This is a genomic window from Vibrio breoganii (genome assembly GCF_001677275.1).
GTDB lineage: Bacteria > Pseudomonadota > Gammaproteobacteria > Enterobacterales > Vibrionaceae > Vibrio > Vibrio breoganii.
In genome coordinates this window covers 2,771,053-2,786,410 of the sequence record NZ_CP016177.1, presented here as the reverse complement: position 1 = coordinate 2,786,410, position 15,358 = coordinate 2,771,053, and the positions used below count along the sequence as shown (strand labels likewise).

Sequence of the window (15,358 nt, the reverse complement as noted above, 5' to 3'; positions counted from 1 at the left end):
CCAAGTATGCAGTTTCGTTCCATTATTCGAATAGTAGGCCTGCTACTTGCGCTGTTTAGCGTATCTATGTTGGCACCTGCAGGGGTGGCTCTAATTTATCGCGATGGTGCAGGTGTTCCCTTCGTGGTGACCTTTGTCATTTTGTTGATATGTGGCTTTGCCTGCTGGTTCCCTAATCGGCATCACAAGCGAGATTTAAAAGCACGTGATGGCTTTCTTATCGTTGTTTTGTTTTGGACCGTTATCGGCAGCGCAGGTTCGCTTCCTTTCCTTGTTGTCGACAATGCCGCCGTAAGTGTTGCCGATGCTTTCTTTGAGTCCTTCTCTGCATTAACCACTACTGGTGCCACTGTGCTTGTCGGGTTAGATGAGTTGCCCAAAGCAATGCTTTTTTATCGGCAGTTTCTACAGTGGTTTGGCGGTATGGGGATCATCGTGTTAGCGGTAGCTATATTGCCGGTCTTAGGTATCGGTGGCATGCAGCTTTATCGCGCAGAAATTCCCGGTCCAGTTAAAGACAGTAAAATGACGCCGAGGATTGCTGAAACGGCTAAGGCGCTTTGGTATATCTATCTTAGCTTGACGGTAGCCTGTGCCATTGCCTTTTGGATGGCCGGCATGACCTTCTTTGATGCGGTCGGACACAGTTTCTCTACCATCGCTATTGGTGGCTTCTCTACCCACGATGCGAGTATGGCTTACTTCGATAGCTACGCAGTGAATATGATCACTGTAGTCTTCTTACTTATCTCTGCGTGTAACTACTCTTTGCACTTCGCGGCGTTTGCCTCCGGTGGTGTCCATCCCAAGTACTATTTAAGAGACCCTGAGTTTAGAGCCTTTATCGGAGTTCAGGTCATATTGTTCGCGATTTGCTTCTTAGTGCTACTCAACCATCATAGTTACGACACTTACTATGAAGCCTTTGACCAAGCCTTGTTCCAAAGTGTGTCTATCTCCACAACCGCTGGATTTACGACGACGGGTTTTGCCGAGTGGCCATTGTTCTTACCTGTGCTTTTGCTCTTCTCTTCTTTTATAGGGGGCTGTGCTGGCTCGACGGGTGGTGGTATGAAGGTAATACGAGTACTGCTATTAACATTACAAGGGTTTCGTGAACTCAAGCGTCTTGTTCACCCTAGAGCCATATTTACCATCAAGCTGGGTAATAAAGCGCTGTCATCAAGGGTTATCGATGCGGTCTGGGGTTTCTTCTCAGCGTACGCGCTTGTGTTTGTTATCTGTATGCTGGCCCTGATCGCAACCGGTATGGACGAACTCACCGCATTCTCAGCGGTAGCATCAACATTAAATAACCTAGGCCCAGGTCTAGGTGAAGTATCACTGCATTACGGTGATATCAGTGACTCTGCAAAATGGGTCTTGGTGGTCTCTATGTTGTTTGGCCGACTCGAGGTCTTCACACTATTGATCCTATTTACTCCTGCATTTTGGAAAAGCTAAAGGAAGAACCATTGAAAAAGGCAGCATTATTGTATTCCACTTGCGATGGACAGACTCGTAAGATATCCGCTCATATAGAGAGTGAACTAGAAGGATTTGAATGTGAGTCTTTTGATCTAGCCTCTATAGATACGCTGGATTTACTTAAATTTGACCGCGTAGTGATTGGTGCTTCAATACGTTATGGGCACTTGAACAAGAAACTGTACCAATTCATTCAAAAGCACCTAGTACAACTTGAGCAAGTCAATGCCGCTTTCTTCTGTGTGAACCTTACAGCGAGAAAAGAAGACCAAGGTAAAGATACTCCAGAGGGAAGTGCCTACATTAAAACCTTCCTAAAGAAATCACCGTGGGAGCCTAAGCTAATAGGGGTCTTTGCCGGAGCTCTACGTTATCCCCGCTATAACTTCTTCGACAAATTTATGATTCGCTTCATTATGTCTATGACGGGTGGAGAAACGGATACAAGTAAAGAGGTCGAGTACACCAACTGGGAAAAGGTCTCTTTATTCACGCAAAAAGTGGCAGAAATGGATAGAAAATAGTCATTTTTAGCCTCTAGTGATGCAAAACTAGCCGAACAACAATAAATTCAAAAAAAACGCTAAAAAAGGCTTGCCAATGTGACTCAGCTCTCTATAATGCGCCCCACTGACACGGCAATGGCGACAACGCTTCGCAGTGTTTCAGTAGGCTAAGTAGCTGAATCATTTGAGTTTAACTTTTCTTCGAAAATAAATTCAAAAAAGTGTTTGACACTGAGATTCAAATCGCTAGAATGGCCGTCCGCTTGAGAGGCAAGCCTCGAAAGCAACGCTCTTTAACAATTTAAACCTATCAATCTGTGTGGGCACTCGTTGATGATAATCGAAAAGATTTATCAATGAACTGAGTGACCAAAACGATGACTTTTAGTCATTGGCACAGTCAATTCATTATCGTTCTGTTGGAACGATAATAGCTTTAAAATTACTTCTTACTTTCGAGTAAGGAACAGTTTTGAAGTCAGTATTCATTGAGCCGAAGCGTAAGCTTCAACAAAACTTTAATTGAAGAGTTTGATCATGGCTCAGATTGAACGCTGGCGGCAGGCCTAACACATGCAAGTCGAGCGGAAACGACAACATTGACCCTTCGGGTGATTTGTTGGGCGTCGAGCGGCGGACGGGTGAGTAATGCCTGGGAAATTGCCCTGATGTGGGGGATAACCATTGGAAACGATGGCTAATACCGCATAACGTCTACGGACCAAAGAGGGGGACCTTCGGGCCTCTCGCTTCAGGATATGCCCAGGTGGGATTAGCTAGTTGGTGAGGTAATGGCTCACCAAGGCGACGATCCCTAGCTGGTCTGAGAGGATGATCAGCCACACTGGAACTGAGACACGGTCCAGACTCCTACGGGAGGCAGCAGTGGGGAATATTGCACAATGGGCGCAAGCCTGATGCAGCCATGCCGCGTGTATGAAGAAGGCCTTCGGGTTGTAAAGTACTTTCAGTCGTGAGGAAGGCGTTGGAGTTAATAGCTTCAACGTTTGACGTTAGCGACAGAAGAAGCACCGGCTAACTCCGTGCCAGCAGCCGCGGTAATACGGAGGGTGCGAGCGTTAATCGGAATTACTGGGCGTAAAGCGCATGCAGGTGGTTTGTTAAGTCAGATGTGAAAGCCCGGGGCTCAACCTCGGAACCGCATTTGAAACTGGCAGGCTAGAGTACTGTAGAGGGGGGTAGAATTTCAGGTGTAGCGGTGAAATGCGTAGAGATCTGAAGGAATACCAGTGGCGAAGGCGGCCCCCTGGACAGATACTGACACTCAGATGCGAAAGCGTGGGGAGCAAACAGGATTAGATACCCTGGTAGTCCACGCCGTAAACGATGTCTACTTGGAGGTTGTGGCCTTGAGCCGTGGCTTTCGGAGCTAACGCGTTAAGTAGACCGCCTGGGGAGTACGGTCGCAAGATTAAAACTCAAATGAATTGACGGGGGCCCGCACAAGCGGTGGAGCATGTGGTTTAATTCGATGCAACGCGAAGAACCTTACCTACTCTTGACATCCAGAGAACTCGCTAGAGATAGCTTGGTGCCTTCGGGAACTCTGAGACAGGTGCTGCATGGCTGTCGTCAGCTCGTGTTGTGAAATGTTGGGTTAAGTCCCGCAACGAGCGCAACCCTTATCCTTGTTTGCCAGCACGTAATGGTGGGAACTCCAGGGAGACTGCCGGTGATAAACCGGAGGAAGGTGGGGACGACGTCAAGTCATCATGGCCCTTACGAGTAGGGCTACACACGTGCTACAATGGCGCATACAGAGGGCGGCCAACCAGCGATGGTGAGCGAATCCCAAAAAGTGCGTCGTAGTCCGGATTGGAGTCTGCAACTCGACTCCATGAAGTCGGAATCGCTAGTAATCGTGAATCAGAATGTCACGGTGAATACGTTCCCGGGCCTTGTACACACCGCCCGTCACACCATGGGAGTGGGCTGCAAAAGAAGTGGGTAGTTTAACCTTCGGGAGGACGCTCACCACTTTGTGGTTCATGACTGGGGTGAAGTCGTAACAAGGTAGCCCTAGGGGAACCTGGGGCTGGATCACCTCCTTATACGATGATTACTCACGATGAGTGTCCACACAGATTGATATGGTTTAGAAAGTAAAGAGAGATTTTTGAAACACCCCCCAAGGTGTTTCAACAGTTTATGTTTGCTCTTCGGAGTAAAGATAAATCTAGTGTCCCGTTCGTCTAGAGGCCTAGGACACCGCCCTTTCACGGCGGTAACAGGGGTTCGACTCCCCTACGGGATACCATTGGGTCGTTAGCTCAGCTGGTAGAGCAGTTGACTTTTAATCAATTGGTCGCAGGTTCGAATCCTGCACGACCCACCATTTCCTTTCCACAAAGGAAGTTGTTTGAATTCACTTTATAGTGAACACAAATAGCAAACAATGTGGGCGATTAGCTCAGTTGGGAGAGCACCTCCCTTACAAGGAGGGGGTCACTGGTTCGAGCCCGGTATCGCCCACCATCTTTAAGCGCTCTTTCGAGTGTGTTTAAAAATGGTTCATTTGTTTGAATCTCGCTCTTTAACAATTTGGAAAGCTGACGAACAACAATGTGATTTCATTGTTGTTCAAATTTAAAAGTTCTCAAATCCTATGTACTTCTTTTTAAATAGAGAGGGATGTAGGTACCAACACACATTCAAGTGTTCTTGGGAATGTATCCTTGCCAGGATGCATTCAAATTTGAGTCCGGCAAAATCGAATGTTATCTCGCTCATAATAAAGAGATAACGCACCTTGGAAACGTCATACTGCAGCGTAGCAACTGCAATGCGTTAAGCAAGACCCTTTGGGGTTGTATGGTTAAGTGACTAAGCGTACACGGTGGATGCCTTGGCAGTCAGAGGCGATGAAAGACGTAATAACTTGCGATAAGCCCAGATTAGGTAGTAATAACCATTTGAGTCTGGGATTTCTGAATGGGGAAACCCACGTGCATAAGCACGTATCATTAACTGAATACATAGGTTAATGAGGCAAACTCGGGGAACTGAAACATCTAAGTACCCGAAGGAAGAGAAATCAACCGAGATTCCGAAAGTAGCGGCGAGCGAAATTGGATTAGCCCTTAAGCTTTTAATGCGTCAGGTGAAGAGTCTGGAAAGTCTCGCAGTATAGGGTGATAGCCCCGTAACCGACAACGCATTTTAAGTGAAAACGAGTAAGGCGGGACACGTGATATCCTGTTTGAACATGGGGGGACCATCCTCCAAGGCTAAATACTACTGACTGACCGATAGTGAACCAGTACCGTGAGGGAAAGGCGAAAAGAACCCCTGTGAGGGGAGTGAAATAGAACCTGAAACCGTGTACGTACAAGCAGTAGGAGCGCCTCGAAGCGTGACTGCGTACCTTTTGTATAATGGGTCAGCGACTTAATTTTAGTAGCAAGGTTAACCGTATAGGGGAGCCGTAGGGAAACCGAGTCTTAACTGGGCGTCGAGTTGCTAGAATTAGACCCGAAACCAGGTGATCTAGCCATGGGCAGGTTGAAGGTTGAGTAACATCAACTGGAGGACCGAACCGACTAATGTTGAAAAATTAGCGGATGACTTGTGGCTAGGGGTGAAAGGCCAATCAAACCTGGAGATAGCTGGTTCTCCCCGAAAGCTATTTAGGTAGCGCCTCGGACGAATACCAATGGGGGTAGAGCACTGTTAAGGCTAGGGGGTCATCCCGACTTACCAACCCTTTGCAAACTCCGAATACCATTGAGTACTATCCGGGAGACACACGGCGGGTGCTAACGTCCGTCGTGGAGAGGGAAACAACCCAGACCGCCAGCTAAGGTCCCAAAGTATAGCTAAGTGGGAAACGATGTGGGAAGGCTCAGACAGCCAGGATGTTGGCTTAGAAGCAGCCATCATTTAAAGAAAGCGTAATAGCTCACTGGTCGAGTCGGCCTGCGCGGAAGATGTAACGGGGCTAAGCTATACACCGAAGCTGCGGCTGCATACTTTTGTATGCGGGGTAGGGGAGCGTTCTGTAAGCGGTTGAAGGTGGTCTGTAAGGGCTGCTGGACGTATCAGAAGTGCGAATGCTGACATGAGTAACGATAAAGGGGGTGAAAAACCCCCTCGCCGGAAGACCAAGGGTTCCTGTCCAACGTTAATCGGGGCAGGGTAAGTCGACCCCTAAGGCGAGGCCGAAAGGCGTAGTCGATGGGAAACGGGTTAATATTCCCGTACTTCTTATAATTGCGATGGGGGGACGGAGAAGGCTAGGTGGGCCTGGCGATGGTTGTCCAGGTTCAAGTATGTAGGCGGAAGGTTTAGGTAAATCCGGACTTTCTTAACGCTGAGATACGATGTCGAGCTGCTACGTGCAGTGAAGTCATTGATGCCATGCTTCCAGGAAAAGCCTCTAAGCTTCAGATTATAAGAAATCGTACCCCAAACCGACACAGGTGGTCGGGTAGAGAATACCAAGGCGCTTGAGAGAACTCGGGTGAAGGAACTAGGCAAAATGGTACCGTAACTTCGGGAGAAGGTACGCTCTTGGCGGTGAAATCCCTTGCGGATGGAGCTACTAGGAGTCGCAGATACCAGGTGGCTGCAACTGTTTATTAAAAACACAGCACTGTGCAAAATCGTAAGATGACGTATACGGTGTGACGCCTGCCCGGTGCCGGAAGGTTAATTGATGGGGTTAGACTTCGGTCGAAGCTCTTGATCGAAGCCCCGGTAAACGGCGGCCGTAACTATAACGGTCCTAAGGTAGCGAAATTCCTTGTCGGGTAAGTTCCGACCTGCACGAATGGCGTAATGATGGCCACGCTGTCTCCACCCGAGACTCAGTGAAATTGAAATCGCTGTGAAGATGCAGTGTACCCGCGGCTAGACGGAAAGACCCCGTGAACCTTTACTACAGCTTGGCACTGAACATTGACCCTACATGTGTAGGATAGGTGGGAGGCTTTGAAGACGGTACGCCAGTATCGTTGGAGCCATCCTTGAAATACCACCCTTGTAGTGTTGATGTTCTAACTTAGTCCCCTCATCGGGGATGAGGACAGTGCCTGGTGGGTAGTTTGACTGGGGCGGTCTCCTCCCAAAGAGTAACGGAGGAGCACGAAGGTGGGCTAAACACGGTTGGACATCGTGTGGTTAGTGCAATGGCATAAGCCCGCTTGACTGCGAGAATGACAATTCGAGCAGGTGCGAAAGCAGGTCATAGTGATCCGGTGGTTCTGAATGGAAGGGCCATCGCTCAACGGATAAAAGGTACTCCGGGGATAACAGGCTGATACCGCCCAAGAGTTCATATCGACGGCGGTGTTTGGCACCTCGATGTCGGCTCATCACATCCTGGGGCTGAAGTCGGTCCCAAGGGTATGGCTGTTCGCCATTTAAAGTGGTACGCGAGCTGGGTTTAGAACGTCGTGAGACAGTTCGGTCCCTATCTGCCGTGGGCGTTGGAAGATTGAAGGGGGCTGCTCCTAGTACGAGAGGACCGGAGTGGACGAACCTCTGGTGTTCGGGTTGTCATGCCAATGGCATTGCCCGGTAGCTAAGTTCGGAATCGATAACCGCTGAAAGCATCTAAGCGGGAAGCGAGCCCTGAGATGAGTCTTCCCTGGCACTTTAAGTGTCCTAAAGGGTTGTTCGAGACTAGAACGTTGATAGGCAGGGTGTGTAAGTGCTGCGAGGCATTGAGCTAACCTGTACTAATTGCCCGTGAGGCTTAACCATACAACACCCAAGGGGTTTTGTGGACTCAAAGTAGAACTTTGAATGTGTGATAAAAACTTTTAGATATTAGCTTTCCGAATTTTAAAATTTGCTTGGCGACCATAGCATTGTGGACCCACCTGATTCCATGCCGAACTCAGAAGTGAAACATAATAGCGCCGATGGTAGTGTGGGGTTTCCCCATGTGAGAGTAGGACATCGCCAGGCTTTAATTAAGTTTTTAGATTTAACGATCTGAAAGCAAATACTGGATAAGGCATTTATAAGACCTTAACTAGTAACAATTTGTGGAGAGATGGCTGAGTGGTCGAAAGCACCGGTCTTGAAAACCGGCAACCGTTAATAGCGGTTCTAGGGTTCAAATCCCTATCTCTCCGCCACATTACAAAAAACCGCTGATTCGTCAGCGGTTTTTTTGTATCTGTAGTATTTCAAATCCTCTTTTATAAACTCCCCAGTCTTTTGTCGTTATTTTATGCAATCTAAACTTTTGCACGATATGCGATGCATATGTTTGCTATGCTATCGATCTATATCACATAAAAGCACCTATAAGTGACAGGTGTAACTTTTTAAATGTAATCGTATTTTACGAAGGAGAACTAGGGAATGGGACAGCTTGCAACCCTTGGATTTATCGCAATTGGTGGTGCTTTTGGTGCTTGTTCGCGATATTTGATTTCTGAACTGTGTGTTGTATTGCTAGGGCGTGGTTTTCCGTATGGTACCTTGACGGTCAATATTGTAGGTTCATTTATCATGGGAACATTGATTGCCCTATTTGAAAATGAAGTGATTGCTGTCGACCCTTGGCGTCAAATCATCGGCCTTGGCTTCTTAGGTGCGTTAACGACTTTTTCTACCTTCTCTATGGATAATGTCCTTATGTTCCAACAAGGGGACTACTGGAAGGCTGGATTGAACATTGTGCTTAATGTGGTGTTCAGTATCTCTGCTGCAATGATTGGATTCCATTTAGTCTTCAAAAACTAACATGTTTGCTTTGTTCTTCTCGTAGTTTATATATAATGGAACTGCTTGTCGGAGTGCTGAAGTGTTAATCACAAGATGCTGAGACCGTGAATACGGAATTCGTTGAACCTGATACAGGGTAATACCTGCGAAGGAAACAAGGTGGTCACTTCGAAAAGCTATTGGGTTTCTATCTAATACTTGTACCATCAATCTATCCGACAAGCTGTGTTTTTTACAGAAGGATAGGGCGATGGAATCCCCGCTAAATAGTTATATACAATCTCCAACGATAACTCCTGCTTTTGATAAAGCGTTCTCACTTGTCGCTAGTAAGGCAACTACTGCTGGCTTTAGCAATGTGATAACTGCGATCTCTGCTGGAGACAGTTATGCTGTAGTCACTCCTAACCAAACATTTAAGCTTGTTGTTGAGACAAATGTAGAACAGCAGTTTTCTGCAACTATAGTCGATTCAGAGAATAATAAGCTTGCTTCCCTGATAGTTCTTCATGCTAAAGGGCAGGACTCAATCACTCTGAGTGATGGTAGCTCCTTTGAGTGGACATATAAACCTGAAGATTACCTGACCAGTTGTGACGACTATTTAGCATGGATTCTCACCGCTTTGTCTTTAGAGTTCACTATTGAAGATGCTGCTCTTATTGCCAAAAGCGCCTTGCATGTTTCATGTGAAACATGGCCGAACCACATCAAATTCTTTCCTCAATTAGCCACAACCCATCAACAAGTGTCGGCTCGAAAATCGGCGCGATGCTTTGGCTTATATCCAGTGCTTGATAGCCTTGAGCTTGTCGATGAAATTGCCCAAAGCGATGTGAACATTCTCCAACTTAGAATTAAAGATCAGTCTAATGAGACGGTATCTGAAGATGTGAGGCGAGCAATTCAGATCGGTAAACAGCGCGGAGTGGATGTTGTCATTAATGATTACTGGGAGCTGGCGTTAGAGCATGGTGCTTCTTGCATTCACTTAGGGCAAGAAGACCTAGCAGAGTTAGCTGACAGCCGTCTGTTAAGTAGTGACACAGGTTTAGGGATATCAACGCATGGGTATTATGAAATCATCAATGCGTTGCAGTACAAGCCTTCGTATTTGGCACTAGGGCACATCTTTCCTACTACCACAAAAGATATGCCGTCTTCTCCACAAGGCCTAATTAAGCTTAACTTATATCAGGCTCTGATCACCTCTATCGGTGAACAAAGAGGTGAAATACTGCCTTCCGTAGCGATTGGCGGGATTAACCTAGAGCGCGCTCCGTTAGTCATAGAGTCAGGTGTAACGAGTGTGGCCGTGGTGAGGGCGGTAACACAAGCGCACGATAAGCATGAAGCTGTTGCACAATTCCAACAACTGTTCGAACACCTCAATGAAAAAGCAATCCGATTAGAAGAGGCTTCTGATGCTGTCTGACCAGGAGTTTTTGCGCTATCAACGTCAGATCATGCTGCCTGAGTTGGGAGAGAATGGGCAGAGATTATTGCTCGATGCCAAGGTACTTATCGTTGGGTGTGGTGGTTTAGGCAGTGCAGTGGCGTTGCAACTGGCCGGTGCAGGTATAGGTAAGTTAGTGCTTTGTGATGATGATAGTGTTGAACTAAGTAACCTGCATCGTCAACTAAGCTACAGAGAATCAGACCTTGGCCAAGCAAAAGCGAAAGCGCTTGCGGGACAAATCCAACGACTCAATCCATCGATCAGTACTCGTAGTGTAATCAGACGAATGTCTTTAGATTTACTCAACATCGAAGTCAGTATGGTCGATCTCGTTGTCGACTGTAGTGATAACTTCCCAACAAGACAAGACATCAACAAGGCCTGTATCTCTAACCAAACCCAATTAGTGTCCGGTGCAGCGATAGGCTGGGACGGCCAAGTTGCTTACTTTGATGGGCAACATCAGAGTGCTTGTTATCACTGCCTATATCCGTTCAGTAAGTCCAATCAAGCCACAAAATGCAGCGATACCGGTGTCATGGGACCGAGTGTAAACATGATAGGCAGTCTTCAATCTATGCTCGCAATAAGAGCGATCATAGAGCCTGAAACACTGAATACCGGCGAATTGACGGTGTTTAACGGACGAGAGATGAGCTACCAAAAATTTGCTATTGAGAAAGATGAAAGTTGCGCGGTATGTAGCGAGGGAAACAACAATGAATGAAGTAGTCGTAACCATTAACGATAAGCCAATCAATATTGGTATGGAATCCAATCTTATAGAGGTATTAGATAAGCAAGGCATTCCTTCTGAGGGCTGTGCTATTGCGGTGAACAACAAGGTGATTCCAAAATCAAAATGGAACACTATTCAAATACAAAAAGGCGACACACTCTCTGTGTTCCGTGCGATAGCTGGAGGCTAACAATGCTTAAAATTGCAGATAAGACATTTAAATCAAGACTGTTCACCGGGACTGGTAAGTACGCTAATAACACCTTGATGGCATCTTCAATCGAAGCCTCTGAGTCTGAGTTAGTGACCATGGCACTGAAGCGTGTTGACGTATTTGATCGACAAGATGATATCTTGAAGCCACTGAATGACCTTGGCGTTAACCTTTTACCCAATACTTCCGGTGCAAAGAATGCAGAGGATGCAATTTTTGCCGCTCACCTCGCTAGAGAAGCCCTGCAAACAAATTGGCTTAAGCTAGAGATTCACCCTGATCCAAAGTACTTGATGCCAGATCCAATCGAGACATTGAAGGCTGCAGAACAATTGGTTAAGGATGGCTTTATCGTTCTACCTTATTGCCATGCTGACCCAGTTCTATGTAAGCGCCTAGAGGAAGTGGGCTGTGCTGCCGTTATGCCGCTAGGGGCGCCAATCGGTACTAATAAAGGATTGGCTTCTATCGATTTCCTGAAAATCATCATTGAGCAAGCTAACGTTCCTGTTATCGTCGATGCAGGTATAGGCGCTCCGTCTCATGCAGCACAAGCGATGGAATTAGGCGCAGATGCCGTTTTGGTTAATACCGCAATGGCTACAGCGGGCGATCCGGTTGCTATTAGTCGAGCGTTTAAGCTAGCGGTTGAGGCGGGTAGAATGGCTTACGTAGCAGGCTTAGGTGCTCAGCAATTAAGTGCGGTAGCTTCTAGCCCTATGACCGCATTTCTAGACTCTCAGTATGAGGCCAAATTATGAGTTTTGTAGATGTCTTTAAATCTACTGACTGGAGTGAGAGCTATCTATCCATTATGTCTAAGACAGCAATGGATGTTGAAAAAGCGCTAGCGAAACCTAGGCTCGATATAGAAGATTTTAAAGCGCTCATCTCACCAGCCGCAGAACCGTTTTTAGAATCGATGGCACAGCTTTCTTACCAGAGAACAAGACAGCGTTTCGGTTCTACCGTCGGACTATACGTTCCTTTGTACCTATCGAATCTTTGCTCAAACGATTGCACTTATTGTGGTTTCTCCATGAAGAATAAGATTAAGCGTAAGACGCTTGATCTGGACGAGATTGGTTTGGAGATCGATGCGCTTAAGGCAATGAAGTTTGACAGTGTTTTGTTGGTAACGGGAGAACACCAGAGCAAAGTCGGTATGGATTATTTCCGACAAGTACTTCCTGAGATCAAAAAGGATTTCAATTATCTAGCGATGGAAGTACAGCCACTGGATCAAGAACAGTATGCCGAACTAAAGACACTTGGCCTAGATGCGGTCATGGTTTATCAAGAAACCTATAACCCTTCGACGTATGCAGAGCATCATCTTAAAGGCTCTAAAACGGACTTCTACTATCGACTGGAAACACCCGATAGATTAGCCAAAGCAGGGATTGATAAGATTGGCATAGGTGCGCTTATCGGCTTGGACAATTGGCGTGTTGATAGTTTGTTTGTTGCTACCCACCTGGAATACTTAGAAAGAACCTACTGGAAGTCTCGCTACAGTATTTCTCTACCTAGATTGAGACCTTGCGAGGGAGGGGTACAACCTAAATCAATATTGAATGATAAGCAGATGGTGCAACTTATTTGTGCCTACCGCCTCTTTAATCAGCACGTTGATATTTCTCTTTCTACACGCGAGTCAGCCACCTTTAGAGACAACATTCTGCCATTAGGTGTAACTACAGTTTCAGCGGCATCCAAAACCCAGCCAGGTGGCTACGCGGTCGATACTGAAGAACTGGAACAGTTTGAAATCTCAGATGAACGTTCAGCCGCAGAAGTGGAAATGGCGATCAGAAATAGAGGATTGGAACCAGTGTGGAGAGATTGGACTTCGATATACTCGGGCTAAGCGTTTCGAGCTAGATGTTTCACGTGAAACCAAAATAAAAAACCAGTGGCGTAACCACTGGTTTTTTTGTTCGTAACTGACTACGAAGATTAAATGGCGCTCGTTGCTTGTTCAAGCCACTGTTTCACTTCGCCATCTACAAGCGGTGAAAGGTCGTTCCATACCTTTTGATGGTACGTGTTTAGCCACTCAACTTCGTGTGCAGATAAGAGCGAGAGGTCAATGTTACGTGTATCGATAGGGCAGCGCGTCAGGGATTCAAAGCCTAACACCGAGAAATCGCCGGCTGTTTCAACCTCAACAACAATCTCTAGGTTTTCGATGCGAATACCAAACTCGTCGGTGCGGTAGTAACCCGGTTCATTAGACAGAACCATACCTGCTTCTAACGCCGTATCATTGTATACCTTCGCGATACGTTGTGGCCCTTCATGCACACTAAGGAAGTGACCCACACCATGACCTGTACCATGGTCGTAATCAAATCCGTTCGCCCATAAATGCTGACGCGCAAGGATATCCAATTGATGTCCTTTAGTTCCCTTAGGGAAACGAGCTTGAGCTAGGCCAATATGTCCCTTTAATACAAGAGTGAATTGTTTCTTCATTTCTTGTGTCGGGTTGCCAATTGCGATGGTTCGAGTAATGTCTGTCGTTCCATCTGGATATTGACCACCAGAGTCTACCAAGTACATGGAGTTGTCAGAAACAACACCTGGAGTAGGCTCGTTGTTGTGATTGTAATGGCACATTGCTGCATTGTGAGCGGCGGCTGAAATAGTATCGAAGCTTAGATCCGCCAATGAAGCATCTTCTTTCCTGAAGCTTTCTAACTTATCCGATAGTTGTGCTTCATTGAGAAACTCGCCTTTATCGTTTTGCTTGTCGAACCAAGACAAAAACTTAATCATGGCAACGCCATCACGAACGTGGCTGTTCTTCATTCCTTGTGCTTCGACACTGTTTTTAACCGCTTTAGGAATTAGGCAAGGGTCGGCTATTGGAAGTACTTCCGCACCCACTTGGTTAAGCACTAGCTCAAACCATGCGTTACTGGTTGCCGGATCAAGTATTACCTTGCGGCCCTTAAGGGCAGTGAGGCGAGTCTCAAGTTCTGATGGAGAGTAGACCGTAACACCCGAACCAACGTGCTCATCAAACTGAGTTGGCACACGTTCAGAATCAATAAAGAATTCTACTTCACTATTGCTATGAACAATGGCGTGAGAGAGGGCAACAGGTAAACGAGATATGTCGCTACCGCGAATGTTCAATAACCAACAAATTGAATCTAGTGCAGTAAGAACGGCGCTATCCGCTTTTTGTGCTGTTAACTCATTAGCAATTAACGTGCGCTTTTCCTGGCTACCAACACCAACCCAGTCATTCTCCATTAGACGCAATGTAGAAAGCGTAGCCTGTGGTCTATCACTCCATAATGTATCGATTGGATTGCTATTGATGTACACGAGTTCGTAGTCTTCAGAAAGGGATTGCTTGGTTGAAGCTAACCAACGACCAGAGTGCATTCTAGGGTCAATCCCCACCTTGCTGCCTTTTTCGAGGTTTTGAGTAATCCAAGCTACAGGTGGAGTTTGCACAAGATGTTGATATGAATAAACATCAGCAGGGGTTTGTTTCGTTACTTGAACGGTATAACGACCATCGACAAAAATAGCCGCATCGTTAGTTGAGATTACTGCTGCTCCTGCTGATCCTGTAAAGCCAGTCAGCCAGTGTAAGCGTTCATTATGCTCTGGAATGTATTCACCAAGAAATTCATCTTCATGAGGAACAATGAAGGCGTCTAATCCATTTGTACTTAACCAGTTGCGAAAATCTGCAACACGGCTTTTTATCTGAGCTGGCATAATCTCTCCTTTTCGTTACTACCTTTATGCGCATGGCGATTAAGCTACTCTTTTTAAGGCCTGTGTGCAATTTCAGAGTGCGGAAAATGACGTTGCATATCGCAAATGAAAACTGTTCTAGTTACGGTAAAAAGAGTATATTCTATATACAGACAATATTTCCGTCCCACCGCGAGTTTTGATTTCTTCAAAACACAACAAGTTCTTATTGAAGTGAAATAATATGGCATTAACGACTTATGAATTAGCTCGTATAATGGAGCAGATGGAAGAGTCTCCTGAAAAAGTAATGTATGGCAAATTACTGAGGGAGCTAGGCAATCAAAGTGAAGAAAGAATTAGAAGTGCAGCAAAACAATTACCCTTGCACACTCTAAAAGACATCGTTTATCAGTTTCAAAGAGTCATTGAATCTCGAAAGGGTGAGCAAGTTGACTTACTCGCGCAAGAACTCGTAAAAGATGGTATCTCTATCGAAGACTTAAAAGCATATATGAATAAATAAGCTCCTA

General features: G+C 46.2%; 10 protein-coding genes, 4 tRNA genes, 3 rRNA genes and 1 riboswitch. Of the genes, 16 read left to right on the top strand and 1 reads right to left on the bottom strand.

Annotation, left to right across the window (positions count from 1 at the left end; all coding sequences use genetic code 11):
• Nucleotides 1-6 precede the first annotated feature (6 nt).
• The 15 genes from A6E01_RS12965 (at nucleotide 7) to thiH (ending at nucleotide 12,975) form a co-directional block, all read left to right on the top strand.
• Nucleotides 7-1,464 carry a TrkH family potassium uptake protein gene (locus tag A6E01_RS12965; RefSeq protein ID WP_017029825.1) on the top strand — a complete coding sequence of 486 codons (1,458 nt, stop codon included), beginning with the start codon at nucleotides 7-9 and terminating at the stop codon, nucleotides 1,462-1,464.
• Between the two features lie 11 nt (nucleotides 1,465-1,475).
• Entirely contained in the window at nucleotides 1,476-2,012 is a 537-nt protein-coding gene (hemG, locus tag A6E01_RS12960; protein WP_017029826.1) for a menaquinone-dependent protoporphyrinogen IX dehydrogenase, read from the top strand.
• A gap of 501 nt (nucleotides 2,013-2,513) precedes the next feature.
• Nucleotides 2,514-4,066 (top strand): 16S ribosomal RNA (locus A6E01_RS12955).
• A gap of 130 nt (nucleotides 4,067-4,196) precedes the next feature.
• Nucleotides 4,197-4,272 (top strand) — tRNA-Glu (locus A6E01_RS12950).
• A 2-nt stretch (nucleotides 4,273-4,274) separates the two neighbouring features.
• Nucleotides 4,275-4,350: transfer RNA gene (locus A6E01_RS12945), tRNA-Lys, on the top strand.
• Nucleotides 4,351-4,414: 64 nt separating this feature from the next.
• Nucleotides 4,415-4,490 (top strand) — tRNA-Val (locus A6E01_RS12940).
• Between the two features lie 338 nt (nucleotides 4,491-4,828).
• Nucleotides 4,829-7,718, top strand: a 23S ribosomal RNA gene (locus A6E01_RS12935).
• Nucleotides 7,719-7,809: 91 nt separating this feature from the next.
• Nucleotides 7,810-7,925: ribosomal RNA gene (gene rrf / locus A6E01_RS12930) — 5S ribosomal RNA — on the top strand.
• Together the 16S, 23S and 5S rRNA genes with 4 tRNA genes alongside form the textbook arrangement of a ribosomal RNA operon.
• A gap of 82 nt (nucleotides 7,926-8,007) precedes the next feature.
• Nucleotides 8,008-8,098, top strand: a tRNA-Ser gene (locus A6E01_RS12925).
• Between the two features lie 229 nt (nucleotides 8,099-8,327).
• Entirely contained in the window at nucleotides 8,328-8,711 is a 384-nt protein-coding gene (gene crcB, locus A6E01_RS12920) for a fluoride efflux transporter CrcB (protein WP_017027098.1), read from the top strand.
• A 39-nt stretch (nucleotides 8,712-8,750) separates the two neighbouring features.
• Nucleotides 8,751-8,864: riboswitch (TPP riboswitch) on the top strand.
• A gap of 79 nt (nucleotides 8,865-8,943) precedes the next feature.
• Nucleotides 8,944-10,128, top strand: a complete 1,185-nt coding sequence (locus A6E01_RS12915; RefSeq protein WP_065210324.1) for a thiamine phosphate synthase — start codon at nucleotides 8,944-8,946, stop codon at nucleotides 10,126-10,128.
• Nucleotides 10,118-10,879 (top strand): HesA/MoeB/ThiF family protein, encoded by a 762-nt coding sequence (locus A6E01_RS12910; RefSeq protein WP_065210323.1) that lies wholly within the window; start codon nucleotides 10,118-10,120, stop codon nucleotides 10,877-10,879. Before A6E01_RS12915 ends, A6E01_RS12910 begins: the two co-directional genes overlap by 11 nt.
• On the top strand, nucleotides 10,872-11,081 hold the full coding sequence (gene thiS, locus A6E01_RS12905) for a sulfur carrier protein ThiS (protein WP_065210322.1): 210 nt from the start codon (nucleotides 10,872-10,874) through the stop codon (nucleotides 11,079-11,081). The genes A6E01_RS12910 and thiS overlap by 8 nt, the downstream gene beginning before the upstream one ends.
• A gap of 2 nt (nucleotides 11,082-11,083) precedes the next feature.
• A complete protein-coding gene (locus tag A6E01_RS12900) occupies nucleotides 11,084-11,866 on the top strand; it encodes a thiazole synthase (protein WP_017032898.1) in 783 nt (260 codons plus the stop codon).
• Entirely contained in the window at nucleotides 11,863-12,975 is a 1,113-nt protein-coding gene (gene thiH, locus A6E01_RS12895; RefSeq protein WP_017027093.1) for a 2-iminoacetate synthase ThiH, read from the top strand. Before A6E01_RS12900 ends, thiH begins: the two co-directional genes overlap by 4 nt.
• 89 nt (nucleotides 12,976-13,064) lie before the next feature.
• Here thiH and A6E01_RS12890 read toward each other — a convergent pair whose 3' ends face one another.
• Nucleotides 13,065-14,846 (bottom strand): aminopeptidase P family protein, encoded by a 1,782-nt coding sequence (locus tag A6E01_RS12890; RefSeq protein ID WP_017032899.1) that lies wholly within the window; start codon nucleotides 14,844-14,846, stop codon nucleotides 13,065-13,067.
• Nucleotides 14,847-15,069: 223 nt separating this feature from the next.
• Between A6E01_RS12890 and tsrA the strand changes: the two genes are divergently transcribed.
• Entirely contained in the window at nucleotides 15,070-15,351 is a 282-nt protein-coding gene (gene tsrA, locus A6E01_RS12885) for an H-NS-like global regulator TsrA (RefSeq protein ID WP_026012783.1), read from the top strand.
• The last annotated feature ends 7 nt before the right edge of the window (nucleotides 15,352-15,358 follow it).

Bases quoted from the DNA above. Each gene is read 5' to 3' on its own strand.
- tsrA (WP_026012783.1), top strand. From the start codon at position 15,070: ATGGCATTAACGACTTATGAATTAGCTCGTATAATGGAGCAGATGGAA.
- A6E01_RS12910 (WP_065210323.1), top strand. From the start codon at position 10,118: ATGCTGTCTGACCAGGAGTTTTTGCGCTATCAACGTCAGATCATGCTG.
- A6E01_RS12965 (WP_017029825.1), top strand. From the start codon at position 7: ATGCAGTTTCGTTCCATTATTCGAATAGTAGGCCTGCTACTTGCGCTG.
- A6E01_RS12915 (WP_065210324.1), top strand. From the start codon at position 8,944: ATGGAATCCCCGCTAAATAGTTATATACAATCTCCAACGATAACTCCT.
- thiH (WP_017027093.1), top strand. From the start codon at position 11,863: ATGAGTTTTGTAGATGTCTTTAAATCTACTGACTGGAGTGAGAGCTAT.
- A6E01_RS12890 (WP_017032899.1), bottom strand. From the start codon at position 14,846: ATGCCAGCTCAGATAAAAAGCCGTGTTGCAGATTTTCGCAACTGGTTA.
- crcB (WP_017027098.1), top strand. From the start codon at position 8,328: ATGGGACAGCTTGCAACCCTTGGATTTATCGCAATTGGTGGTGCTTTT.
- A6E01_RS12900 (WP_017032898.1), top strand. From the start codon at position 11,084: ATGCTTAAAATTGCAGATAAGACATTTAAATCAAGACTGTTCACCGGG.
- thiS (WP_065210322.1), top strand. From the start codon at position 10,872: ATGAATGAAGTAGTCGTAACCATTAACGATAAGCCAATCAATATTGGT.